Source organism: Actinokineospora spheciospongiae (assembly GCF_000564855.1).
Classification (GTDB): domain Bacteria; phylum Actinomycetota; class Actinomycetes; order Mycobacteriales; family Pseudonocardiaceae; genus Actinokineospora; species Actinokineospora spheciospongiae.
Map to the genome: position 1 here is coordinate 40,143 of NZ_AYXG01000089.1, position 24,708 is coordinate 64,850.

21 protein-coding genes and 2 tRNA genes are annotated in these 24,708 nt (G+C 73.1%); 7 read left to right on the forward strand and 16 right to left on the reverse strand.

Annotated features, from left to right (window positions below):
• Window positions 1–16: 16 nt before the first annotated feature.
• The 3 genes from UO65_RS38970 to UO65_RS12745 form a co-directional block, all read right to left on the reverse strand.
• Complete coding sequence (locus tag UO65_RS38970) at window positions 17–100, reverse strand: putative leader peptide (RefSeq protein WP_110080834.1); 84 nt, start codon at window positions 98–100, stop codon at window positions 17–19.
• 177 nt (window positions 101–277) lie between these two features.
• Window positions 278–700, reverse strand: a complete 423-nt coding sequence (locus tag UO65_RS35770) for a hypothetical protein (RefSeq protein WP_146241281.1) — start codon at window positions 698–700, stop codon at window positions 278–280.
• Window positions 701–709: 9 nt separating this feature from the next.
• Window positions 710–1,315 (reverse strand): hypothetical protein, encoded by a 606-nt coding sequence (locus tag UO65_RS12745; protein WP_035282060.1) that lies wholly within the window; start codon window positions 1,313–1,315, stop codon window positions 710–712.
• Window positions 1,316–1,955: 640 nt separating this feature from the next.
• On the opposite strand from UO65_RS12745, the gene UO65_RS12750 reads away from it, so the two are divergent.
• Window positions 1,956–2,045, forward strand: a tRNA-Ser gene (locus UO65_RS12750).
• A gap of 51 nt (window positions 2,046–2,096) precedes the next feature.
• Here UO65_RS12750 and UO65_RS38060 read toward each other — a convergent pair.
• From UO65_RS38060 to UO65_RS12790, 9 genes are all read right to left on the reverse strand, one after another.
• On the reverse strand, window positions 2,097–3,239 hold the full coding sequence (locus UO65_RS38060) for a DUF2786 domain-containing protein (protein WP_161784459.1): 1,143 nt from the start codon (window positions 3,237–3,239) through the stop codon (window positions 2,097–2,099).
• A 119-nt stretch (window positions 3,240–3,358) separates the two neighbouring features.
• Entirely contained in the window at window positions 3,359–3,514 is a 156-nt protein-coding gene (locus tag UO65_RS37385) for a hypothetical protein (RefSeq protein ID WP_200873369.1), read from the reverse strand.
• A 40-nt stretch (window positions 3,515–3,554) separates the two neighbouring features.
• Entirely contained in the window at window positions 3,555–4,970 is a 1,416-nt protein-coding gene (locus UO65_RS12760; protein WP_052021111.1) for an aminopeptidase P family protein, read from the reverse strand.
• Between the two features lie 105 nt (window positions 4,971–5,075).
• Window positions 5,076–7,499, reverse strand: a complete 2,424-nt coding sequence (locus UO65_RS12765; protein WP_233427553.1) for an endonuclease/exonuclease/phosphatase family protein — start codon at window positions 7,497–7,499, stop codon at window positions 5,076–5,078.
• Between the two features lie 185 nt (window positions 7,500–7,684).
• Window positions 7,685–8,053 (reverse strand): ClpX C4-type zinc finger protein, encoded by a 369-nt coding sequence (locus tag UO65_RS12770; protein WP_233427554.1) that lies wholly within the window; start codon window positions 8,051–8,053, stop codon window positions 7,685–7,687.
• 117 nt (window positions 8,054–8,170) lie between these two features.
• Window positions 8,171–8,260, reverse strand: a tRNA-Ser gene (locus UO65_RS12775).
• 181 nt (window positions 8,261–8,441) lie between these two features.
• A complete protein-coding gene (locus tag UO65_RS12780; protein ID WP_035282062.1) occupies window positions 8,442–8,654 on the reverse strand; it encodes a CsbD family protein in 213 nt (70 codons plus the stop codon).
• 90 nt (window positions 8,655–8,744) lie between these two features.
• Window positions 8,745–9,206, reverse strand: coding sequence for a nucleoside deaminase (locus UO65_RS12785; protein ID WP_035282064.1), 462 nt, complete (start codon window positions 9,204–9,206; stop codon window positions 8,745–8,747).
• Window positions 9,206–9,691, reverse strand: coding sequence for a tRNA adenosine deaminase-associated protein (locus tag UO65_RS12790; protein WP_052021112.1), 486 nt, complete (start codon window positions 9,689–9,691; stop codon window positions 9,206–9,208). Before UO65_RS12790 ends, UO65_RS12785 begins: the two co-directional genes overlap by 1 nt.
• A gap of 78 nt (window positions 9,692–9,769) precedes the next feature.
• Between UO65_RS12790 and UO65_RS12795 the strand changes: the two genes are divergently transcribed.
• Genes UO65_RS12795 through UO65_RS12805 form a run of 3 tightly spaced genes read left to right on the forward strand, consistent with a single transcriptional unit; the run spans window position 9,770 to window position 14,024 of the window.
• Window positions 9,770–10,966 (forward strand): M20 metallopeptidase family protein, encoded by a 1,197-nt coding sequence (locus UO65_RS12795; protein WP_035282067.1) that lies wholly within the window; start codon window positions 9,770–9,772, stop codon window positions 10,964–10,966.
• 47 nt (window positions 10,967–11,013) lie between these two features.
• Window positions 11,014–11,994 (forward strand): prephenate dehydrogenase, encoded by a 981-nt coding sequence (locus tag UO65_RS12800; RefSeq protein ID WP_084175520.1) that lies wholly within the window; start codon window positions 11,014–11,016, stop codon window positions 11,992–11,994.
• Window positions 11,995–12,050: 56 nt separating this feature from the next.
• A complete protein-coding gene (locus UO65_RS12805) occupies window positions 12,051–14,024 on the forward strand; it encodes a hypothetical protein (protein WP_035282071.1) in 1,974 nt (657 codons plus the stop codon).
• 13 nt (window positions 14,025–14,037) lie between these two features.
• Here UO65_RS12805 and UO65_RS12810 read toward each other — a convergent pair whose 3' ends face one another.
• From UO65_RS12810 to UO65_RS12825, 4 genes are all read right to left on the reverse strand, one after another.
• On the reverse strand, window positions 14,038–14,679 hold the full coding sequence (locus tag UO65_RS12810) for a putative glycolipid-binding domain-containing protein (RefSeq protein ID WP_052021113.1): 642 nt from the start codon (window positions 14,677–14,679) through the stop codon (window positions 14,038–14,040).
• Window positions 14,676–14,876: an antitoxin gene (locus UO65_RS12815; RefSeq protein ID WP_035282073.1), complete on the reverse strand. Its 201-nt coding sequence runs from the start codon at window positions 14,874–14,876 to the stop codon at window positions 14,676–14,678. Before UO65_RS12815 ends, UO65_RS12810 begins: the two co-directional genes overlap by 4 nt.
• A 94-nt stretch (window positions 14,877–14,970) precedes the next feature.
• Window positions 14,971–16,935, reverse strand: a complete 1,965-nt coding sequence (locus UO65_RS12820; RefSeq protein WP_052021114.1) for an FUSC family protein — start codon at window positions 16,933–16,935, stop codon at window positions 14,971–14,973.
• Between the two features lie 73 nt (window positions 16,936–17,008).
• Window positions 17,009–18,181: a thioester domain-containing protein gene (locus tag UO65_RS12825; protein ID WP_035282075.1), complete on the reverse strand. Its 1,173-nt coding sequence runs from the start codon at window positions 18,179–18,181 to the stop codon at window positions 17,009–17,011.
• A gap of 452 nt (window positions 18,182–18,633) precedes the next feature.
• On the opposite strand from UO65_RS12825, the gene UO65_RS33265 reads away from it, so the two are divergent.
• The 3 genes from UO65_RS33265 to UO65_RS37390 all read left to right on the forward strand — a co-directional run bounded on the left by UO65_RS33265 (window position 18,634) and on the right by UO65_RS37390 (window position 24,589).
• Complete coding sequence (locus UO65_RS33265; protein ID WP_152552082.1) at window positions 18,634–19,344, forward strand: hypothetical protein; 711 nt, start codon at window positions 18,634–18,636, stop codon at window positions 19,342–19,344.
• Window positions 19,345–19,448: 104 nt separating this feature from the next.
• Complete coding sequence (locus UO65_RS12835) at window positions 19,449–21,089, forward strand: DUF885 domain-containing protein (RefSeq protein WP_035282076.1); 1,641 nt, start codon at window positions 19,449–19,451, stop codon at window positions 21,087–21,089.
• Window positions 21,090–21,361: 272 nt separating this feature from the next.
• Complete coding sequence (locus tag UO65_RS37390) at window positions 21,362–24,589, forward strand: AfsR/SARP family transcriptional regulator (RefSeq protein WP_052021116.1); 3,228 nt, start codon at window positions 21,362–21,364, stop codon at window positions 24,587–24,589.
• Window positions 24,590–24,708 lie beyond the last annotated feature (119 nt).

A 24,708-nucleotide genomic window follows, 5' to 3' on the forward strand; every position in this document is an offset into this window, starting at 1 on the left:
TCAGCGCGGACAGGGCTCAGCGCGGACAGAGCGAGCTGGCCTGCCGCCGCAGATCGACGTGCAGGCGCTCGGTCAGCGCGGTCCCCGGGGAAGTCCTCATCACCGTGAGCCAACCAGTTGCCCGGTGAATTACTTCCGCCGAGCGGCCGAGACTGTTGTCACTCCCACCAAGTGGAACACCGCAGGTCGCCGAATTCCGCGACTGGGCGCGGCGAACTCAGCGCACGAATCCGTCAGGCGGAAGTCGCCTGGGGTCCCCCGGCAGCGAGGGCACTCGTCACACCGGGTCGGCTCGCCACTCGAGGTCTTCCGGGAGGGCATCGTGACGCTGCAGGACTTCGGGATCGGCGTGGCGGGCGAACCACTCCACTCGACCATGTGATCCGCGTCGAACGCCGATCGCTGTGGCGTGGTTGCGGCCATCAGCGCCTGCTGTGGTCAACTCCTCTTCCAGGTGCACTTCCACGAGCGACAGGGCATCCATTTCCGAAGGGGTCGCGCCCGGAGTGCGGTTCATCGCATCCAGGTACTCCGTGAGCAGGTCAGTGGGCAGGCTCAACCGTGGTCGCAGGGCAAGCGCGCTGTCGCGGTATGCGGTGACGACGTAGTTGCCCGGTTTATGTCCTTCTTGGACAGTGAAGCCGCGAGCCCTGAGGTGGTCGACCAATACCACCCCAGGGCTGTTGCGCGAGTTTTCCACACCCTCAGACTAGCACTGGGCGGACGCCGGGTAAGCGGTGATGATGTCGCTGGTGTTCGCGCCCTTGAACACGGAGATCTGCTTGACGATCTGTGTGCGCACCACTTGGCCGTTGCTCGTGTTGATCAGGTAGATGAGCCGCGATCGACAATCCTTGCCGCCGCCCGCGTCTCCCCAGGCATCCGGGTCCTTGGCGATGGAATCCATCGAGAGGTCTGCGATGTCACGCCAGTTCTGGTTGGTGCCCGCCGCCATCCGTTCGAAATCGCCCAGGTGCCGCCACAGGATGTGCCGATAGCCCCAGCTGGGTGTGCTGCTGTGCAGTGGCCCCCCGCAGCGCAGGGTCCACAACCTTCGAGAGGTGCCGCTGAAGGTTCGCACCACCTTATTCTCTTCGGTGCTGTTGCCGCAGGCCCCCCACGGCGGAGCGGCCAGCGTTCCCGCTGGACCGGGCACGCCCGTCGGCTCGTTCGCCCAGACGAGATCGGACTCGGCGGTCGAGGTCGACGAGGCCAGGACGGGGACGAGCGGTGCGGCCACCGCCGGACTCGTCATCCCCAGAGTGGCGGCCGCTGTCGCCAATGCGGCGATCAGGGCGCGTTGTACTGAAAACATTGATCTCTCCCCAGGATCGGCCCCCTGGGTATTTCGGGGGTCTTCACCGATTCAATCACAAGAGTCGCTGTGTGCCAATCCTGTGTGCGGGTGAGGGATCTCGCTTGTCATCACCGGAATGCCATGTATCCAGCGGAGTCGTCACATTCTGTCGACAGCGTTTAGCATGTCGTCGGGAAAACCTCTTGGCGGGGCGAATCGAATAACGACATCATTGCTATCGCGGTTTTTTCTCATGTTGTCTTCGGGCGACATCGGTCAACAGCGCATTGCTTGTGACCGAAGCCCCTGTCGCCAGGGCGGCACGCGAAGTTCAGCGTGGTGAACAAGCGAGGTGAGATCGTCGCATTGCATTCCCTGTGCGTACGGACTGCGACCGAGTGCACCGCGTCGGGCGTCTGCACCCCGCTGCCCGCAGTGCCGGGCGCGATCACCTCCGAGGTGACGCCACAGCGACGCGGGCGTGGTCGTGAAGCGGGTCAGGTGCGCGCGAGTCCGTCTGGACCCGCGACGCTCACCGTGGCCCGGCACGACGCTGGTCTCGGTCGCGTTGATCGACGCGACCATCCCGCGCTGCCCCTGCACCACCGCCACCGACCCCCGTCCCGGGTGGTCGGACCCCTCCGGTAAGCTCTTCTGCGGAGGATTCGCATAGTGGCCTAGTGCGCACGATTGGAAATCGTGTTGGGTGTTAAAACCCTCGGGGGTTCAAATCCCCCATCCTCCGCCAGCGCGATCCGGACGCCGGTCACCCCCTCGGGGTGACCGGCGTCCCGGCTTTTCAGCTTGCCACGCGGGGGCGGGGTGGGGTGAGGTCGGCGAGGGTGGCGGCGGCCTGGCCCGCGCTCCAGCCCGAGGTGTCGCTGATGGTGGAGCGGCGGACGCGGATGCCGGGGAACATGGCGGCGAACTTGATGTCGACTGCCTGCTGGCGGCGGCCGAGGACGGGGACCAGGCGGGTGTCGCCGGAGGTGGCCTCGGTGGTGGCGGTGGTGAGGCGGGTGCGGATGCGGTGGGCGTAGCCGGTGAGGAAGGCGTGCCGGAAGGCGCGGGTGCGGGCCGGGGTGCGCTTCATCGCCTGGGTGGCCTGGACCTGCAACGAGGTGGACAGGACGGTGGAGATCTCCAGGTCGGTGTGGTTGCCGACCAGGGCGACGCAGCCGAGTTGGGCGTAGAACACGGCGCGGCAGCGGTTGGCGGTGGCCACCGCGTCGACCAGTTGGGCCTTGGGGCCCTGGTAGGGGCCGGTGAGCCAGATGCGGTGGGCGGAGGCGTCCTGGGGGCGGTCGTCGTGCTCCAGGACGGCCTGTTCGAAGGCGTGGCGGGCCATGAGTTCCTGGGCCTTGGTGGACAGGGCCTCCGCCTCGTCGGGGTACGGGGTGGACTCGGCCTTGGCCAGGAGGGCGCGGACGCGGGCCAGGACGCGGCGGTCGACGCCGTGCGCGCCCGGGGTGGTGGTCGTGGGGGTGCCGGGGGCGGGGATGAGGTGCGGGAGCTGCGGCAGGACCATCAGGGCGGCCAGCAGTTCCACGGCCAGGGCCAGGGAGTGCTCGGTGAACTCCGGGGCCGGGCGGTCGGCGACCCCGAGGTCGAGGAGCTGGGTGCGCCAGGTGGGGTGCAGCTCGCGGGTGGCGTAGCGCTCGCCCTCGTGCGCGATGGCGTCCAGGAGCAGGCCGCGGACGGGCTTGGGGGCGACCGCGGCGACGTCGGCGGGCAGCCAGCCGCGGCCCCACAGCAGCTCCAGGGAGTGGGCGAGGGCCATCATCGCGGCGGCGCCCGCGGTGGGCAGGCCGCGGGCGGCCACGTCGCGCACATACGTCGGGACCGGGCGGCGGTCGCCGCCTGCGAGGACGACGGCGGCCTCGGTCAGCCGGGCCGCCAGCACCGCCACCGAGCTCCGGGTCTCTCGATCATATGTTCGCATGGGGGACATGGTGCACCCTCGGTACGACAAAAGCCGTTCAACCCGGGGTTTTCCCTGGTGAACGGCTTGTCCGGGCGTGTCCCCGGTGGGGCCGCGGTGCGGCCCCACCGGTGCGGCGGCTACTCCGGGTCGTCCTCGGCGGCGTGGTCGGCCCGCCCCGGGTTCGGGTCCCGGGCGAGGTCGATCAGCGGGTGGCGCTCGGCGCCCTCCTTGGCCGCGTGCCTGCCGGTCGACTCCCCGGCGCCGTTCTCCGCGGTCGTGTCCTCGGTCGTCACGACATCCCCTTCTCGTCTCCCCTTTTGACAGGGAGCGACATTACCCCTGGTGGGACCGGGTCCACTCGGTGAGAGCGTCCGGTGTGGTCGGCAGCGCGGCCGAGAGCACCTCGGCGCCGCCCGGGGTCACCACCAGGTCGTCCTCGATGCGGACGCCGATGCCGCGCAGTTCCGGCGGGACGGTGAGGTCGTTGGGGTGGAAGTACAGCCCGGGTTCCACGGTGAGTGCCATCCCGACCTCCAACCTGCCCTCGTTGTACGCCGACTCCCGCGCGTTGGCGCAGTCGTGGACGTCGAGGCCCAGCAGGTGCCCGATGCCGCAGCAGATGTAGCGGCGGTGGTGCTGCCCGTCGGCCTCCAGCGACTTGTCGACGGAGGCCGGGAGCAGCCCCCAGTCGTGCAGGCCCTCGGCGAGGACGCGCATGGCCGCGGTGTGGAAGGCGCTGTAGTCGTTGCCGGGGCGCACCTCGGCGATGGCGGCCAGGTGGGCCTCGTGCACGAGGTCGTAGACCTGGCGCTGCGGGCGGCTGAACTCCCCGGAGACGGGGAAGGTGCGGGTGACGTCGGCGGTGTAGAGGGTGTTCACCTCCACCCCGGCGTCGAGCAGCAGGAGGCCGTCCTCGGGGACGGGGCCGTCGCAGCGGGTCCAGTGCAGGATCGGCGCGTGCGGCCCGGCGGCGACGATGGAGGTGTAGCCGGGGCCGTTGCCCTCGGTGCGCGCCCGGCGGTCGAAGGTCCCCTGGAGCCAGCGTTCGCCGCCGCGGCGGACGGCGGTGGGCAGTTCGCGGGCGACGTCGGCGAACCCGAGGACCGTGGCGTCGACGGCCTCGCGCAACTGGTTGATCTCCCAGTCGTCCTTGACGCGGCGCAGTTCGGAGAGGACGGTGCGCAGGTGGGCGCTGTGCTCGCCCACCTGCGCGTCGAGGAACGGGTCGACGCCCTTGGCGGCGAGGACGCCGGGCAGTTGCCCGCGCAGCGACCGCGGCAGCTCCTCCAGGGGGCGGCAGGCGATGCCCAGCGCCTCCGCCCAGTCGGCGAGGCGGGGGACGGCGCCGATCCACAGTTCACCGTCGCGGGAGCTGGCGAAGAAGTCGGCCTCGCCGGGGCCCGCGGGCTCGCGCAGGTGCAGCACGGCGTCGTGCCCGCCCTCGTGCGGGACCATGACCAGCACGGCGCCCTCGGCGTGGCAGCCGGTGAGCCAGGCGAAGTCGCTGTCGGGCCGGAAGGTGTAGTCGGAGTCGTTGGCCCGGACCGGCGCGTGGCCGGACGCGACGGCGATGCGCGCGCCGGGGAAGGCGGCGGAGAGCCTCGCCCGGTGGGCGGCGGCGGCCTCGGCCGCGCCGGGAACGGTGGTGACCCGGCGGTCGGCCTGCCCCCAGTCGTCGCGCACGAAGTCGCGGAAACCTTGCGCTTGCACCAGCTTCGACGGGTCGCGCCGAGCAGGGCGGTCGATCATCCTGGCACCCCTTCACTTCCGATGTGGTGCCAGCTTAGGTCCGCGGTGCCCCGCGCGGGGGCAGGACTCGGCTGCCGTGACCGGGGTGTCCCGGCGTCGCGGGGCTCACCCGTTCGGCCAGGGGATGCTGGTCGGGTGGAAGCGCACGACCTGGGGGTCGTGGTCGCTGGCCTGGTCGGCGAACTCGGCGTTGATGTGGACGACGTCGTAGTCCGGCTTGAGGATGAACGGGCTGGTGAGGATGTGGTCCAGCACCTGGGAGTTGCCCTCGAAGACGTAGCTGTACCGCTCGTTCACCGGGAGGGTGTCGATGAGCGTGCGCAGCGCCCTGCCGTCGGTGAGGCGGGCCAGCGCGGGGGAGAACTGGTAGTCGTTGAAGTCGCCCAGTGCCACCACGTTCGCCAGCGGGTCGACGGCCAGGATCTTCTTGGCGAAGTCGTTCACCAGGGCGGCCTGGGCGGTGCGCTGGGTTTCCGAGCTGCGCACGGGCGGCTGGTTGCGGCCGCTCAGCGGTTGGTCGCCGCCCTTGGAGTTGAAGTGGTTGGCGATGACGAACACCGGCCGGCCGCGGAAGGAGAACTCCCCGACCAGCGGCTTGCGGCTGGAGTTCCAGGCCGGGTCGGCGGGGGCGATGCGGCCGGGGGACACCGACAGCCTGGCCTGGAGCGGGAACCTGCCCTTCACGACCTCGACCGGTGTCGTGGCCGTGCCGCTCGGTCGGTCCACGAAGGACACCCGGGCCGGGTTGAACAGGAACGCCACCCGGATGTTGCCGCCCGGCTGGCCGCCGTCCGCGCCGTCGACCGGGTCGATGAGGCGCCACTGGTAGCGGGGTCCGCCCGCGGCGGCGATGGCGTCGGTGAACCGGGTGAGGGTCTGGTCGGCGGCGACCACGCCGTCGTCGGCGGGACCGGTGTTGTCCTGGATCTCCTCCAGCGACAGGACATCCGGGGCGGCCAGGTTGGTGACCACGACCGACGCCAGGCGGTCGAACTTGGCCTGGGTGTCCACAGGGGACAGGTTTTCCACGTTGTAGGTGGCGATGGCGAGTTCGCCGGTTCTCTTGGCGCGGGTCACCTCGGGCTTGAGCCCGTTGGACTCCAGCTCGCCCAGCTCGGTCGCCTGGATGACGTACCCGCCGAAGCTGCTGAAGTCGACCGGCCCCGCCGTGGTGCCGGACAGCACGTCACCGACATTGCCCTGCGGGAACGGGCGCTGGGCGAACGGGATCAGCGACTGCACCTGCACGCGACCGCTGTTGGGCTGGTCGTAGCCGGTGTAGACCGTGCCGCCGCGCGCTGAGCGGTTCTGGGTGGGCTTGGTGGTCACCCAGATCTCGTTGTAGTCGGAGGTCGGCGACACGAACCGCGCGTCGTCGACCCGGACGCGCATCCCCTCGCGGGACTCCCAGAAGTCCAGCGCGAACGCGGCCGGGTCGAGGGTCAGCGGCTCGATGCTGCCGCCCGGGCTCGGCGCGTACGCGGTGGGCACGGTGTCCGGCCCGAGGACCTCGGCGGCGGGCAGCGGGTTGCCGCTCGACGCGACGGTCCAGGTGGCTCCGGTCAGCTCGGTGGTGGACTGCTGCACCGAGGCGGTGGGCGAGGCGTCGGGGTAGTACTCGTCGACGGTGCCGGTCACCGACACCGCGTCGCCCACGGCCACCGCCGGGGTGGTGGAGCCGGTGAAGGCGAACAGGCCCTCGCTGGTGGCGGGGTCGGCGTCGGGGGCGGTGTCCTGGAACCAGAAGCCCCGCGCGGAGCCGAACGCGCGGACAGCGGTGACGACACCCGTGACGCCCGTGACCCTCTTGCCGTCGAACGGCGACAGGCGCGTGGTGCCCTGGACCTCGTGGATGCGCGCGACGACGGGCGGCGGTCCGCCGTCACCGGGGGTCTCGCCCTTGGAGTTGGTGGGCGACGGTGCGCCGGTGGGGAAGTCGGTGGCGTTGTCGTCGGTGTCGGTCAGCGCGGCGCGGGCGGCCGAGGTGGTGTTGGACAGGTTCGCCGTGGGGGCGGTCTCGAACACCTTGGCGGCGCTGCCGTAGCCGACGAGGTCGCGGACCCGGGGGTCGGCGCCGCAGTCGGTGGGGGTCTTGCAGGTCAGCGCGGTGGTGCTGTTGACCAGGGCGACGATCCCGGCGGTGCCGGACAGCGGGATGGCGCCGGTGGCGTCCGGGGCGGGGAGTTCGACGGTGCCGCCCGCGCCCTTGGCCTCGGCGACCAGGTAGCGACCGCCCGCGGGCAGGGCGCCGATCAGCGGGGTGACCTGCCAGGAACCGGTGGCGCCGCTCGAGAGGTACTGCACGCTCCAGCCGTCGAGGGGGACGGCTGCCGCGCCCGCGTTGGCGAGTTCGACGAAGTCGCTGGTCAGGGTGGCGCCGGAGTTGCCGCCGCCGCCGTAGACCTCGGCGATCAGGGCGTCGGGGCTCGGCGCGGCGGTGGCGGTCGGGGCGGCCACGGTGGTGACCAGCCCGACCGACACCGCGGCCACACCGAGTCGCGCCAGCGGGCGGCGGGCGGTTGAACTCACGAGGGGTCCTTCCTCCGGGAACGTGCCCGCATCCTCGCCCGGATGAGTGAAAGGGGAAAGACCAACGTGGGAAGGACTGAGTAATTCTGCTACCGGAGGTGATGTTCGGACCCCGATCGGGCGTGTGCGATACCGGCGAAAGGCGCAACACACCCTCGGGTTCGGCGGGGGTCACCCGACCGGGCTCACTCCTCGCCGGAGAACCGCTCCCACGCCGACTGCCGCGTCATCCCCAGCGCCGCCCCGACCTGAGCCCAGGTCGCCCCGGCCGACCGCGCCTTGCGCACCCAGACGCCGAGGTTCTCCTCCACCTGCGCGCCCGCCGCGGCCACCGGGCCCAGGGTGGCGAGCACTTGTTCGAGCGGCATCTCCACCTCCCACGGAAGGACGGCCCCGTGCGTGGCGGGCGCGCCCGCGATGATCTCCGCCGCCAGGGCCACGCAGCCGTCGCAGATGAAGATGCCCGGCCCGGCGACGACCTTGTCCACCTCGTCGTGCGACCGGCGGCAGAACGAGCAGCGAACGGGCATCGACAGCTCCTGGACCGCACTCATGGAACCCCTCCTCGTGTCAGGCTCGACCTTACAAGCGTCAGGATCTGCCTGACAAGGGAACGAGGGGTGGAAACGGCGGAAGCCGGGTCTCCGTAGAGACCCGGCTTCCGGTGCTGCTGGCGGTGGCGGTGGGATTTGAACCCACGGACGGGGTGAACCGTCACGCGCTTTCGAGGCGCGCTCCTTCGGCCGCTCGGACACGCCACCGCGGAGGACAATACACAGCGGCCCCCGAACGCCACGAACCCGCCCCCTGTCGGGTGGGGGCGGGTTCGTGGGTGGGGCAGCACCGGGGATGCTCCGGTCGGGAACGCTCACGCGCGAGGGCTGCGCTCACCCCGGGGGGTGATTGCGTTCCCGGCCGGGATCAACCCGGGTCAGGACCGGCTCAACCCCTGCCGCTGAGCCTGTCCTGGGCGTCGTGGACGGCGCCTGCTGCCTTGTCCCGCAGGTCGTGACCGGACTCCTTGACCTGACCGGTGACCTGGTCCTTCTTGCCGGAGTTCTCCAGATCCCTGTTGTCGGTGGCCTGCCCGAGCTTCTCCTTGACCTCGCCGACGACCTGCTCGGCCTTGTCCTTGGCCTTGTCGAAAATGCTCATGGCTTCCTCCTCTTCCCGCGAGGGCTTCGTGCCCCTCGCACAAGGGGGGTTGCCGGGATTCGGCCCGCTTTCACATCATTGTGACCGGCGTCACTTGTTTCGGCGGTCGGCGAAGAACTCTGCCAGGAGCGCCGCGCACTCGCGTTCCAGCAGGCCACCGACCACTTCCGGGCGGTGGGTGAGGCGCCGGTCGCGGACCACGTCCCACAGCGAACCGACCGCGCCGGTCTTCGGTTCCCAGGCGCCGAACACGACCCGGGACACCCGCGCGAGCACCGCGGCGCCCGCGCACATCGTGCACGGCTCCAGGGTCACCGCCAGGGTGCAGCCGGACAGCCGCCAGCCGTCGCCCCAGGCCGCCGCGGCGGCGCGCAGGGCCAGCACCTCCGCGTGGGCGGTCGGGTCGCCGAGGGCCTCGCGGGCGTTGCGGGCGGCGGCCAGCGCGGTGCCGTCGGGGGCGAAGACCACCGCGCCGATCGGGACGTCGCCGGACGCGCGAGCACCCCGCGCCGCCGCGAGAGCGGCGCGGACCAGGTCCTCGTCGCCGGTCACTACTTCAGGACGGCGTCGAGGACCTTGCTGAACTCGGCGTCGAAGCCGATCCGCTGGGCGATCATGCTGAGCTGCTCGTCCGGGTACAGGTCGATCTCGTCGACGATCACCTGCAGCTCCGGGGCGGGCAGGCCCAGGTCGGCCAGGATGTCCAGCGACCCCTCCGGCCAGACCTCGTCCTCGTCCTCCGGCGGGTCGACCCGCAGCTCCTCCAGCGCGTCCGCGGCGATGTCGTAGTCCAGCGCGGCGGCCGCGTCCGACAGCAGCAGCGACACCCCGCCCGGCCCCGGCCGCAGCAGCAGGAAGAACTCGTCGTCGATCGCCAGCAGCCCGAACACGGCCCCGGTCGACCTGATCTTGCGCAGCTCGCCCACCGCCGCGTCCAGCTCGCCGAGCGCGGACGAATCCATCGGATCGCACCGCCATTTGCCGTCCTCCCGGACGACCGCAACACCGAAGCCCGGTACCGGCTCCTGATCCGACATGTGCACACCGTATTCGGCTCGGTGGTCACCCGGAAGAAGCAGTCCCTCCAAGAGCGGGTCGGTGCCACTATCGACAGCATGACGGATACCCGGTTCGCCGGTCTGCTGGAAGCCGCGCACGCCCTGCAACCCAGGACGGTGGCGCTGCGCCGGGCCCTGCACCGCCACCCCGAGCAGGGCCTGGCCGTGCCCGCCACCCAGGCCGCCGTGCTGAGCGCCCTCGACGGCCTCGACCTGCGGGTCCACACCGGTTCGGCGCTCGGTTCGGTGGTGGCGGTGCTCGACGGCGACGAGCCGGGACCGGCCGTGCTGCTGCGCGGCGACATGGACGCGCTGCCGCTGCGGGAGGAGACCGGGCTGCCGTTCAGCTCCACCGTGCCGGGCTCGATGCACGCCTGCGGGCACGACACGCACGTGGCGATGCTCGCATCGGCGGCCCGGCTGCTGCACGAGCGGCGGTCGCGGCTGCGCGGGTCGGTGGTGTTCATGTTCCAGCCGGGCGAGGAGGGCCACCACGGCGCCCGCCACATGCTCGAGGAGGGGCTGCTGGACGTGGCGCCGGTGGAGCGGGCGTTCGCCATCCACATCACCTCGAAGGAGAGCAGCGGCGTCCTGCGGTGCAGGCGCGGGCCGATCATGGCCGCCGCGGACGCGTTCCGGGTGGTGGTCACCGGTCGGGGCGGCCACGCCTCCGCGCCCGCCGACGCCCTGGACCCGGTGCCCGCCGCGGCGGCCATGGTCGGCGCGTTGCAGACCGTGCTGACCCGGCGGATCAGCGTCTTCGAGCCGACGGTCGTGACGATCGCCCGGATCACCGCGGGCACGACGAACAACATCATCCCGGAGACCGCGGAGCTGGAGGGCACGCTGCGCACCCTGTCGGAGTCGGCGCGGAGCACGATGCTGGCGGAGATCCCGAAGGTCTGCGCGCACGTCGCCGAGGCCCACGGCTGCACCGCGGAGGTCTTCGTCGACCGGGGCTACCCGGTCACCGTCAACGACGACGCCGTGGCCGACCGGGTCACCGCGTTGGGGGCGCAGGTCCTGGGTCCCCGGAACTCCACCGTCATGCCGAACGCGCTGATGGGCGCTGAAGACTTCTCCTACGTCCTGCGCGAGGTCCCCGGCGCGATGGCGTTCCTCGGCGCCTGCCCGCCGGGGCAGGACCCGGCCGAGGCGCCGCCGAACCACTCGAACCGGGTCCAGTTCGACGAGGCGGCGCTGCCGAACGGGGTCAGCGCCTACGCCGCGTTCGCGCTGGACGCGCTGGGCTGATCGGGTGTGCCGGGCCGATCGTCCACTCGCACCAGTAGGTTTGCGCCATGCGTTCGGTGTGTGTGATCGGGTTGGGGCTCATCGGCGGATCGGTGCTGCGCGCGGTGTCGGCGGCGGGCCGGGAGGCGTGGGGCGCCACCGGCTCCGCGCTCGACGCCGAGGCGGCCAGGGCCGAGGGCCACGCGGTGGAGCTGTCGGTGGAGGAAGCGCTGCGCCGGGCCGCGGCGGCGGACGCGCTGGTGGTGCTGGCGGTGCCGCTGCCCGCCCTGGACGGGGTGCTGCGCAAGGTCGGGGAACTCGCGCCCGGGTGCCTGCTGACCGACGTCGTCAGCGTGAAGGCGCCGGTCGCGGACGCGGTGGCCAGGTACGCGCCGTCCGCCCGGTTCGTCGGCGGGCACCCGATGGCGGGCCGGTCGGTGTCGGGGTGGTCCGCCGGGTCGGCGCGGCTGTTCCAGGACGCCGCCTGGGTCGTCGTGGCCGACGAGGACACCGACCCGGCGGTGTGGCGGGAGGTCGCCGAGCTGGCGCTGGACTGCGGGGCCCACGTCGTGCCCACCACGACCTCCGAGCACGACGCGGCGGTCGCCAGGATCTCGCACCTGCCGCACGTGCTCGCCGCCGTGCTGGCCTCCTGCGGGGCCGACGGCGGGCCGCTGGCGCTGGCGCTGGCGGCCGGGTCGTTCGGGGACGGGACGCGGGTCGCCGCCACCCGGCCGGAGCTGGTGCTGGCGATGTGCGAGGGGAACCGGCCCGCGCTGCTGGCGGCGGTGGACGACGCGCTGGGCAAGCTGGGGGCGGCGCGCGGGGCGCTGGCGTCGACCGGCGCGCTGCGGGCCACGGTGACCGCCGGGCACGCGGGGCGGGCGGCGCTGGAGGCGCAGCGGGCCGCGGGCCGGGTGCACCTGGTGGTGGACCTGGCCGGGGAGGACGCGTTGGAGGAGCTGCGCGGTCTGGGCACCCAGGGCGGGCGGATCACCGGGTTCGAGGGCACCGCGGTCAAGGCGGAGCTGCCGGTCCTGGCGGAGTAGTGCCCGTGTCCGCGCAGCCATTGTGACCGAGGACTCACCCGCCGTAGGTTGAGGCGGTGGAGCCGGACGACTTACCCGAGCGGGTGGCCGTGCGCCTGCCGCGGCTGGGTCGGCGGCTGGCGGTGATCGCCGCCGGGCTGGTGGTGGTCGGCGGCGCGGTCGTGGTGTTGCGGACGCCCCCGGAGCCCGGCGGTGCCGCGCCGAAGCCGCTCCCCGCCCCGCAGACGGTGGTGAAGGAGTTCGCCGGGGAAGGCGTCGTGGTGCCCGTGGTGGGGGTGCGGCCCGCGGCGCCCGCGGACGTGGCCGTGTCGGCGGACGCCGGGCGGGTGGCGCTGCGGTGGGCGCCGGTGGCCGGTGCGGCCGGGTACGACGTGCGGTGGGGGCAGGGTGGCGGCGGCACCGTCGACAGCAGTGCCCTGATCGCCCAGCCCGCGGTGCAGTTGAACGCGTTGACCGACGACACCCCCTACGACGTCCAGATCCGCTCGGTGGACTCCCACGGTCAGCGCTCCGAGCCCAAAGCCCTTGTCGTCCGGTCCGAGAAGCCCGTCGCGGAACCCGACTGGTCCTATGTGGATGGATTCGACTCGCGCGTCGTGCCCGACCCGGTCGGGTGGCGGCTGTCGAGCACCACCGACTGCGGGCGGGCCACCCGGGGCGAGGGAACCGACGGCAGGCGGCTGGTCGTCAGCGCCCAGTGCGGGACGGAACCCCTTGCGCTGCGGGCGAAGGCGCCGTTCCGGTTGTGGGAAGGCGCTGAGCCGGGACGGTTCGTCGTGGACACCGACCAGCCGGGGCAGGACGGCGAACTGCTGATCGACCTCGTGCCCGGCCCCGCCGACCTGGTCGACGGCTCGCCGAACGGGACCCCGCCGCCCGCCGAACCGGGGAGGGCGCAGGACGACGGGTCGCTGCCACCGGGGACCGTGCGGGTGCGGGTGGTTGGGAAGCCCACCGGCGGCAGCGTGCAGGTGCTGGTCGCCCCCGGAACACCCCGGACGGGGGTCGTGGTGTCGACAACCCCGTTGGGAACACCGGAGATCGGGCTGACTTCGCGCTGGGAAGTCGTGTTCGGCGCGGACGCGGTCCGCGTGCTCCGCGACGGCGTGGTGGTGGGCGGTGGGGACGTCGTGCCCGCGTGGCGGGAGGCGACAGCGCTGCTCGGGTTCGTCGGCGGCGGCAACGGACTCCACGCGGGGGTGGACCTGGTGGGGTTCGTGGGCGCACCGACGGGGCCACCGGTGCTGGTGGTGCCCCCGGTCGTCGACGGCGGCCGGGTGGTGGTGGCACCGGAAACCGCCGCGACCACCACGAACACCGGCAAGCCGGTCAAGGGGAACCGGGGCGGGCAGATCCGGCTGACGCTGGTGCCGCAGGACTCCGGGGCGGATGTGTACCAGGTCGAGGTGGCCGGGCAGCGGTACCCGGCCCGCCCCGCCGTCGACGGGCAACCCCAGGCCAGGGGCGTGCGCTACCCGATCGTCGCGGACGTGCCGCCGGAAGCGTTGACGGTGGACTCGAGCGGCAGGCTGTCGGTGCGGGCGGTCGGGCCGGTGCGGCGCGGGGTGGCCGCCACGCGGGTGATCAGCGCCGGCGTCGACCTGATCGCTGAGCCAGGGGCGGTGTCACCTGCGGCCGGTAGCGGTACCGACGCTCCATTGCCCCGGACCCGGCCCGCGCTGCCGCGAGCCACCACGCGGTTCCTGGACTCGGCGGGGAACCCGTTGGCCGAAGGCGCGGGGTTGCCCCGGGGGCGGCTCGTGCTGGAGATCGGGACGGACGGGCAGGCGAGCCAGCGGGCGGGTGGGCGGTTGGCGGGGGTCGCCGGGGTCGAGGTGCGGCTGGACGGGGAGCGGATCGCAGCGATCCCGACGGTGGTGGACGGGCCGGGGGCCGGTGGGACGTGGCGGCTGGCGCTGCCGACGAGCGGGCTCGCCACGGGGAAGCACACCGTCGAGGTGAAGGTGGTGGGTGTTTCCGCGGACGCCGCGTTCGCCGTCACCTACGCGCCGTTCGAGCTGGCGGCCTAGGCTGGCGCGCAGGTCAGACGCGGCGGGCCACGCCGGGGTGGTCCACGACGATGCCCTCCGGGTCGACCGCGATGTCCGTGCCGGAATCACCCCTGGCGACGTTGACGACCGCGCCCCGATCGGTGATCTCCACCGTGCGGTAGGTCTGGGTGACCAGGGAGACGGCCAGGTCGGGCATGGAGACGCAGACGACCGGGATCTCGAACTCGCCCGCCGCGCGGTGCACGCCCAGCCTGCGGATCGGCAGCGAGGTGAAGGTGACCGCGCCCGCGACGTCCACGGTGACCGCGCCCTGGAACTCGTCGCGCTCGGACTCCGTGCCGTGGTCGACCAACCAGACGCCGTCCTCGGTGCGGCTCAGGGAGATCTGCCGCTCCTGCGCCGCCGTGGTCGTGCGCAGCAGGAGGCGGCCCGCGGCCTCGCCCTTGTCGATCGAGGCCTCGAAGGAGGCGCTGAACGCCTCCCGGCCGGACTCGGGGTCGGCGGCGGCGATGAGGCGACCGGAGGCGCGCAGGCGGGTGTCGCCGACCAGCAGCCGGACCGACTCCAGCGTGGTCGGCGGGCCACCCTGCCAGGTGATCACCGCCGGTTTGCGCGCGGGCGGGCGGACCCCACCGTCGGGTGGGGTCCGGTCCGCCGCGTCGCGCGTCGTCACGCCTGGTCGCCGTGGGTCTGCGGCTTGTCCGGGATGAGGTCTTGGAGCTTGTCCACGACCTGGTCGACCTGCTGCTCGTGGCCGAACTTGCCCTTGACGAACTCGCCCGCCTTCTCGACGCCGTCCTCGATCTTGTCCCCGTGCTGTTCGAGCAGGCCCTCGGCCTTGTTCTTGAGCTCGTTGAAGTCGATGCCCACTGGATGTGCCTCCGCACTGGTCTCACGGCCGGACCCTGACGAAGGGTAACGGACCGACTGTGTTCTTCCCACTCCCGAACGGCACCCAATCTACCTACCGCGCGGAACCGCGCGAGCGGGCCCGGCGACGGCGACCGGTCAGGGTGAACAACCGCCGCGGACCGCGTTCGACCAGCTCAGGACCGCGCAGCGTGCCCTGCACGGCCACCAGTTCGGCCACCACGCGCTCCAGCCGCCCGGTGTCGGGCAGCGGGTCGCGGCGCGGCGACCGACCACCCCGGACCGCGGCCGCCGCCTCGCGCACGGCGGCGGCCAGGCACGCGATGTCGGCCGCCGGGACCGGGGAGGCGCCGCGCTCGATGGCCACCGCCAACCCGGTCACCGCGTCGGCCAGCCGCTCCAGGCCGATGATCACCGGCCACCACGCCGCGGCCGCCCGACCGGCCGCCGACGGCTCCACGATCGACTGCTGGAAGGCCGTGCGCAGGTCCGACAGCGCCCGGTACACGCTCCGGCGCAGGGTCGAGCGCTCCCGCCGCGACAGCGCCTCCTCGACGTACTCGGCCACCACGTCCAGGGTCGCGGCCAGGTCCTCGCCGACCCGGGGCCGCCTGCTGCCCGGCCAGAGCAGGTAGCCGAAGACGAGGACGATCGCGCAGCCGAGCACGGTGTCGAGCAGCCGGGCGCCCACCAGGCCCCAGTTGCCCGCGTTGGCCAGGTCGAGCTGCACGATCACCAGCGGCGTCACGAACGTGCTGAACATCCCGTAGTTGCGCACCTGCCCGATCGGCAGCGCCGCCGCGACGGCCACCACCAGCAGCACCAGCCCCCAGCCGGGCGGGTCCAGGGCCAGCACGCCCGCGCCGAGCAGCACCCCGACCGCGGTGCCGACGCCGCGCAGCACCGCCCGGCCGAACACCGACCCGAAGTCCGGTTTGAGCACGATCGCCACCGTCAGCACCACCCAGAACGAGTGCTCCAGCGGCAGCAGCCGACCGGCCAGCACCGCCAGGCCCACGCACAGCATCAGGCGCAGCACCAGCAGCCAGGTCACCCGACCGGTGACCACCCGGTCGAGCCAGCCGCGCAGGCGCTCGCCCGGGGTCAGCCGCTCCTCGGCCGGGCGGGCGTCGTGCGCGGTGTCGTCCCGGCGGAACTCCACGACCGCGAGCAGGCCGGTGTGCAGCAGCTCGAACTCCCGCGAGTCCCCCGGCGGCTCGGGCGGCTCGGCGAGGGGTTCCCGCCTGCGGATGTTGTCGGCCGACTCGTGCAGGTAGGAGATGAACTCCTGGGGAACCTTCCTCTTCGCGTTGACCAGCGCCACCGACGCCTCGATGGCCGGGGTGGTCTCGGTGAGCAGGACGAACAGGCGGCGGTAGGCGCGGTCCCGGCCCGCCAGGTGCGAGCGGGCGTCCAACAGCGCGTCGTAGGCGCTGTTGAGCGACTGGGTCAGCACCCGGCGGGCCGGGCGGGCCGCGGCCGTGCCGGAGGCGGCCAGCACCGCCGCGAGGTCGTCGTAGACCTGGGCCACCGCCCGCCGCTCCACCGCCGCCCCGCGCACCGGCCACGCCGCCAGCGCCAGCACCAGGGCGTACGCCACGCCGACCGCGAAGCAGGCCGCCGCCAGCCGGGGGTCCGCCGCCTGCCCGGTGCCCAGGGTGGTGAACACCAGCAACTGCAACCCGATCAGGGACGCGGTGCTGCCGGTGGCGCTGATCAGCGCGGACACCCCGGCGACGACCACCAGCACCACCGGGACCAGCACCGGGTGCCCGCCGGTGAGCGAGCCGGTGGTGTATCCGACCAGGCCCGCGACCCCGGCGCCGACCGTGCGCTGCGCCCGGTACCGGTACGGGCCGTCCGCGTCGGCGAAGGTCACGCACAGCGCGCCGATGGAGACCAGCACGCCCAGGTCGATTCGGCCGAGCAGCATCCCCAGGCCGATCGGCCCGGCCAGCGCCAGTGCCGCCCGGATCGACCGCTTCCACGGCAGCGGCACCGGCTTCTGGCTCAGTAGCTGCCGCAGCCAGTGCGGGGCCTGGAGGTCGGGGGTGCTCACCGGCCCGACGGTAATACGCGAGGAGCCCCCGACCGGATCGACCGGTCGGGGGCTCCACGGAGGAGTCGCGCGGTTACGCGGCCTTGCGGCGGCGCTGGTGGATCAGCGCACCGGCGCCCGCACCGACCAGGCCCAGGCCGATCAGGGCCGGGACGAGGATCGAGGCACCGGTGTCGGCCAGGTCGGCGCCCGGGCTGCCCTGCGGGACCGGGGTGGCCGAGGGGGCGCCCGCCGCCACGGTGGTCGTCACCGGGGTGGTCGAGACCGGGGGAACGCCCCAGGTGGCCTTGGCGGTCGCGGTCAGCGGCTTGGTCTCCGAGGAGGCCACGATCAGCGACTGGACCGGGTTCTTGTCGTAGCCCTCGCCGACGAACAGGCGGCCGGTCTCCACGGCGGGGGAGTCGGCGGTCAGCTCGAAGGAGCCGGAACCGGGGGTCGCGCCCGCCGGGACCTTGAAGAACAGCTCGGTGTCGTTGCCGACGACGGCCTTGTCGGCGACCTTGCCCTCGGCGGTGGTCAGCTCGACGCCCTCGGGCAGGTCGGCCTTGAAGCCGGTGACGGTGCCGTTGGTGGTGACCTTGAACGGGCCGACCTGACCGCCGATGGAACCCTCCTGGGTGTCCGGGCTGATCTTCAGGTCGCCGATGACCTGCTCGGCGATGCCGGTGTTCTTGTCGCCGACGAGGTAGTCGTACAGCGCCAGGACGTCCTTCGCGCTGCCCGGGTCGTACTCGTCGTCGTTGACGTCGATCGGCTGGTCGCGGTCGAGGTCCACGCCGTCGGAGAAGTGCCAGATGGCGGTCTGGGTGGCGGAGACGGCCTCGTTCTGGGCCAGGCCGTCGTCGAAGTTCAGCGGGAGCTTGCCCAGCGACTCCAGCGAGGTGCCGGGGAAGCCGTGGTGCAGGACCCAGTTGATCTTGTCGCGGTTCTTGTGGAACGGCGAGTCGGCGACCGGGTACTTGTCCCAGCCGCTCTCGACCATGTCGACGTCCTTCGAGGCGTCGACGGTGATCTCGACGCAGTAGACGCGCAGCGTCGAGCCGTCGGCCAGTTCGAAGTCGCGCAGCAGGGGGATGCCCTGGGCGTCCTTGTTGTTCTTCAGGTTCACGATCAGGCCCGGGGCGTTGCCGTCCTGCAACCTGCCGCGCGCCGTGTCGGCGGCTGCGGGGAGTGCGGCGACGGACGCCGTGACAGCGGCGACGGCCATGACGGCCCCCGCACGCGCGAGGGTGAAGCGCTTGCCCATGAGTCTCCTTCTAGCGAACCCGATGTCCATTCCCGCCGCGGCACGTCCCCCGAGCAGGCCGCCACTGATCGACACCAAGATCCACTCACTCGAAAGGGAATGGGGTCGCCGCTCAGCGTGGACGGACTCTACTGAGTGGGGTTTGTCAGGTCGAGGTTGGGTTCACTTTCCCCTGATGAAAGTAAAAGATCGTTATCTTTCCACCGCTGCGTGACCGCGCGGAAAACCGCGAGAACGGCCGGTCGGGCGGCGGTCGGGCGGCTATGGTCGGCCCGGTGACGCAGTGGCGGGAAGACGGGCAGCCGCGCGGGTGGGAGCACCCCGGGGGGCACCCGGGCCACGCGCCGGTTCCACCGGGCGTGGGTGGGTTCGGCGGTCCACCACCCCCGTCGCGGCCGTCCCGGTCACCCGCTGTGCTGGGCGTCATCTCGATCGTGGTCATTGTCGCGGCTGTGGTGACGATCATCCTGGTGAACCGGTCATCGGACCCGGTCGCCGGACCGCAGACCAGCAGCGCACCGCCCGCCACCACGACCGGGAACCCGGCGCCGAGCAGCAGCCGATCCGCGCCCACCACCCGCGCCGAGCCGACGACGACCGCACCCGGCGACGGCGGGACCACTGTGGACAATGCGGCCGCCCGGCTCGCCTACCGGGTGCCCGCCGGTTGGCGAGCCGACGAATCGAGCACGGTGGAGGTGCTGGGCGTCGAGTTCTCCGGCAGCGCCACGACAGGCCCCTACAACTGCGGGGGCGCCGATTACTCGCGTGCGTTCGCGGTGAGCGCGGCGGTGCAGAACTCGAACAAGCAGACCGTCGACCCGGCCAAGGCGGCGAACTCGTTCGTCACCGCATTCGCCGAGGAGTTCTACCCGCAAGGGATGGTGGTGGGCGCGCCCGCTGTCGAAACAGGACAACTGGGCGGGAAGAAGTCGGTGACGCTCACGGCGGACGTCGGCACCAAGCCGACCAAACCCGACTGCGAGGCGAGCGGCGCCGCCATCTCCGTCCTCGCCGTCGACCTGGACAACGCCACCGCCGACCACCCGAGCGGCGTGGCGCTGCTGGTGGTCGTGCGCGACCGCGCGGGCGGCCCGACCGACCCGGCGCCGGTGCCGGACCCGGTCGCGGCGGGCATCCTCGCCAGCGCGGAGGTCGACTAGCGCTGCGCGTCCACCACGCGCAACAGCCCTGTGGACAACTCGATCCACACATCCCGACTCTGCCCTAACCTCAACGGACCGATCACGGACCTGGGGGTTGCGACATGACCACACCCGCTCTCGCCGACGAGCTGCTCGAACTCCAGTTCAACGCCGAACCGCTCGGCGCCACCCTGCTGGGCCTGCCCGGCCACGACCACGAGCTGGCCGACCCGAGCGAGGCGGCCGCCGCCGAGCTGCGCGCCGCCGCCCTGGCCATCGCCGAGCGGGCCGACGCCCTGGTCGAGGCGGGCGACGACCCGATCACCGCCAAGGTGGTCGCCCAGCAGGCGCGGGCGGTGGTGGACCGGGTGGACGCGCGGGTGGTCGAGTACACGATCACCGACCTGTTCGTCGGCCCGGCGTCGGCGCTGCTGACGTACCTGCCGATGCTGCCGCTGCCGGACACCGCCCGGGTCGAGGGGTTCCTGGCCCGGTTGCGGGCGGTGCCCGGGCACCTCGCCGCGGTCGCCGAGCGGCACCGCGCCGGGGTGGCGGCCGGTCGGGTGCCGGTGCGCAGGCTCGTCGACGCGGCTGTCGCGCACCTGGACCGCTGCCTGGCCGTCGAGGTCGAGTCCGACCCGCTGCTGGCGCAGCCGATCGAGGACACCGGGCTCGCGGCCGAGCGGGTGCGGCTGGTGGCCGAGGTGGTCCGACCCGCCCTGGCGGCCTACCGGCGGGTGCTGGTCGACGAGATCGCCGAGCACGGCCGCCCGGACGAGCGGCCGGGGCTGTGCGCCCTACCGGGCGGCGCGGAGCTGTACGCGGCCCTGTCGCGGGTGCACACCACGACCTCGCTCACACCGGACGAGCTGCACCGGACCGGGTTGGACGTCATCGCCGGGCTCCGCGCCGAGTACGCCGAGCTGGGCTCGCGCGTCTTCGGCACCACCGACCAGGCCGAGGTCTTCCGGCGGCTCGGCGAGGACCCCGACCTGCGCTGGCGCGACGGCGAGGAGATGCTCGCCGCCGCCAGGGCCGCGGTGGCCAGGGCAGAGGAAGCCGCGCCGCGCTGGTTCGGCAGGCTCCCCGGGCAGCGGTGCCAGGTGCGGGCGGTGCCCGAGGCGGAGGCCCCCGGCGCCCCTTTCGCCTACTACCTGCAGCCGTCCCTCGACGGGCTGCGGCCGGGCGTCTACTTCGCCAACACCGACCGCCCCACCGAGCGGCAGCGGTTCACCGCCGAGGTCACCGCCTTCCACGAGGCCGTGCCGGGGCACCACTTCCAGCAGACGATCGCCATCGAGCTGTCCGAGCTGCCGCTGCTGCGCCGCCTGGCCGACGTCAACGCCTACATCGAGGGCTGGGGCCTCTACACCGAGCGCCTCGCCGAGGAGATGGGCCTCTACTCCGACGACGTCGCCCGCCTCGGGATGGTCGCCATGGACTCCATGCGCGCGGGCCGCCTCGTCGTCGACACCGGGCTGCACGCCAAGGGGTGGAGCCGCGCCCAGGCCATCGCCTACCTGCGCGAGAACACCCCGCTGTCGACCGTCGAGGTCGAGAACGAGGTCGACCGCTACATCGCCTACCCGGGACAGGCCCTGTCCTACATGGTCGGCCGCCTGGAGATCCAGCGCGTCCGCGCCGCGGCCGAGGCCCGCCTGGGCGACCGCTTCGACATCCGCGCCTTCCACGACCTCGTCCTGGGCAGCGGCCAGCTACCGCTGACGGTGCTGGACGAGGTGGTCTCCGCCTGGGCGGGCTGACCCCGCGCGGCACCCCGCCCGCCTCGGGGTCTGGGGGCGCGTAAGCCCACGCAGGGGAGGGTTGGGGTGGTGGGTGGGGGAGGACCGACGCAGGGTGGGAGGGGGCAGGCACAGCGCGGTGGCCGGCGCAGGATGCGCACGGCTGGCGGGCTGACGGGCTGACGAACTGACGGACTGGCGGGCTGGGAGGGGGCGGCGGGCTCAGGTGGAACTGGGCGGGAGCGAGGGGCGTCCGATGGGGGCTGGGACCCGAGAACTCGGAAGGTCTGGTCGTGCGATTCCAGGTGCTGGGGCCGTTGCGCGTGGACGACGGCGGTGTGGCCGTGGGGCTTGGCGGGACCAAGCAGCGAGTGTTGCTCGCGCACCTGCTGCTGAACGCCGGACGGGTGGTCCGGGCCGCTGCGCTGGTGGACGCGCTGTGGGGGGACGAGCCGCCGACCTCGGCCGGGGCGAACCTCCAGACCTACGTGTGGCGGCTGCGGCGGGAGGTGGCACCGGAGGCGCTCGTGCGCAGCGGGGACGGGTACGCGCTGCGGGTGCCGGAGGAGTCCGTCGACGCCTTCCTGTTCCGGCGGGAGTGCGCGCGGGCGCGGACCGAGCGCGACCCGGTGGTGGCGCTGGAGCTGTTCGAGGGGGCTGAGGCGCTCTGGCGGGGGGAACCGCTGGCGGACCTGCCCGCCGTCCCCGCCTGGGAGGCGGAGCTGAGCGCGCTGTGCGAGGCGCGGTTGGCCGCCACCGAGGACCGGTTGGCGCTGGAGTTGCGGCTGGGGCACCACGGGCGGGTGGCCGAGGAGCTGGCACCGCTGCTCGACGAGCACCCGTACCGGGAACGGTTGTGGCAGCACCACCTGGACGCCCTCGCGGCCTCCGGGCGGCGGGCGGACGCGCTGGCGGCCTACCGGTCGGCGCGGGAGCGGTTCGTCAACGAGCTGGGGGTGGAGCCGGGACCGGGCCTGCGGGCGGCACAGGCACGAATCCTCCACGGCAGCGGCCACCCCGCTCCCGGCAGCCACCCCGCTCCCGGCAGCCACCCCGCTCCCGGTGGCCATCTCACTGGCGGCGGCCACCCCGCTCCCGGCAGCCATCCCACTGGCGGCGGCCACCCCGCTTCCGTTGGCCACCCCGCTCCCAGTGGTTACGCCGATCCCGTTGGCCACCCCGCTCCCGTTGGCTATCCCGCTTCCGGCGGTCACCTCGCTCCCGGCGGTCACCTCGCTCCCGGCGGTCACCTCGCTCCTGGTGGTTACGCCGATCCCGTTGACCACTCCGCTCGCGGTGGTCACGCCGATCCCGGTGGCTACGCCGATCCTGACGGTCACCCCGCTCGCGGCGGCCACGTCGATCTTGGCAGCCACGCTGATCCTGGCGATCATCCCGCTTGCGGCGGCCACGGCGCTCACCGTGATCACCATGCTCGCGGCGGCCGCACCGCTTGCGGCGACCACGGCGGTCCCGGCGGGCAGCACGTGCCGATCCGGCAGCTACCGCCGGACCTGCCCGACTTCACCGGGCGGGAGGAAGCGACGGCCGAACTCCTGCGGTCCCTGGCTCCCCGGCCCGGGCAGTACGCGGCGCCGGTCGCCGTGGTGTCCGGGCCGCCGGGGACGGGGAAGTCGGCGTTGGCCGTGCACGTGGCGCACCGGTTGCGCGAGGAGTACCCGGAGCAGTTCTACGCCGACCTCGGGGCCACCGGTGGGCGGGCGCCCGAGGCCGTGCTGACCGACTTCCTGCACGCGCTGGGGGTGTTCGGGGCCGGGCTGCCCGAGGGGGTCGCGGCGCGGGCCGCGCTGCTGCGGTCGCGGCTGGTGGGGCGGCGGGTGCTGGTCCTGCTCGACGGTGCCACCGGTGCCGCGCAGGTCCGGCCGCTGCTGCCCGCCGACGGCGGGTGCGCGGTCCTGGTCACCGCCCGCTCGCGGCTGCCGGAGCTGGTGGGGGCGCACTCGGTGGAGCTGACCGAGTTCGCCCGCGCGGAGAGCGTGCGGCTGCTCGCGGGCATCGCGGGCGCCGACCGGGTGCGGGCCGAACCGGGACCGGCGGCGGACGTCGCCGAGTTCTGCGGGCACCTGCCGTTGGCCATCCGGATCGCGGGCACCCGGTTGGCCGGGCGGCGGGGGTGGACCGTGGGGGTGCTGCGCGACCGGTTGGCCGACGAGTCGCGGCGGTTGGGCGAACTGCGGGTGGGCGACCTGGCGGTCCGGACCGGGTTCGAGCTGAGCGTGCGGCAGTTGCCGGAGGCGGGGGTGCGCGCGTTCGGGCGGTTGGCCCTGCTGCCGGGGCGGGAGTTCCCGGCCTGGGCCGTGGACGCGCTGCTCGGGTCCCCCGCACCCGACGTGCTGGACGGGTTGCTCGACGCGCACCTGGTCGCGGCGGCGGGCCCCGGGTTGGACGGGCAGCCGCGGTACCGGTTGCCCGACCTCCTGCACTGCTACGCCGGGGAAGTCGTCGACGCCGAGGCGGCCGGGGAGCGCTCGGCCGCGTTCGCCCGGTCGATTTCGGCTTTGTTGTCCCTGGCCAAGCGCGCCGCCCGGGGATTGCCCACGTCGTTCGGAGCGGTGCTCGGGGAAGCGGTGGGGTGGACGCTGGACCCGGCGGACGAGGCGACCGCGGTGGCGAAGCCGTTGGAGTGGTTCGGCACCCACCGGCACGTGCTGGTCCGCGCCGTCGAGTCGGCCGCCGCCGCGGGGGAGGCCGAACTCGCCTGGCAACTGGCCGCCGCGTCGGTCCCCTTCCACGACCTGCGCGGCCACTACGACGACTGGCACACCGCCCACCAGCACGCCCTGAACGCGGTGCGCGCAGCGGAAAACCCCCGGGGGGAAGCAGTCCTGCTGCGCGGCCTGGGCCAGGTGCACCTCTACCGCGACGAGTACTCAGCCGCCGCACGGAGCCTGACCCGGTCCGCAGAGCTGTTCGCCACCCTGGAAGACCACCGCGGCGAAGCGTCCGCCGTGGCAGGCCTCGGCACCCTCGCCCGAGTCGGGAACCGCCCGGACAAGGCACTGCCGCACTACCGGCGGGCACTGCGGGGATTCCGGGCGGTCAACGACCTCGGCGGCGTGGCCCAGACGCTGGGCTCGCTCGGTTCGGCGTACCGCGCCCTGGGAGTGCTGGACGCCGCCGCGGTCCGCCTGGCCGCCGCCCTCGACGCCGCCCGCCACCTCGGGGACGCGCACCGAGAGGCCAAGGTGCGCACCGAACTGGCCGCCCTGCACCGGGACAACCACGATTTCCCCGCCGCCGAGGGAGAACTGCTCACCGCACTGTCCACCCTGGAGGAACTGCGCGACGAGCGCTGCACCGCCTACGCCGTGTTGGGCCTCGGACGCACGCTCCTCGGCGCCGGAGAACCCGCCCGGGCCCGCGGGCTCGGGGAACGGGCGGTGCGGGTGTTCCGGGAAACCGGCAACCGGCGCGGGGAAGCCGAGGCACTGGTATTGCTCGCCCGCTGCCGCCGCCCGCCCCGGACACTGCCGGGGCGGGCGTACGGGCGCGCGGTCTAGTGACGATCATGTGCGAGCCTGCCTGGGCTGTGGGGCCTCTTTACAGCCCCGCTCGGTCACACCGGGCGCATGATCGGCGTAGGTGCCCCGCCCGAGCAGATCCACTCACCCGGGCACCA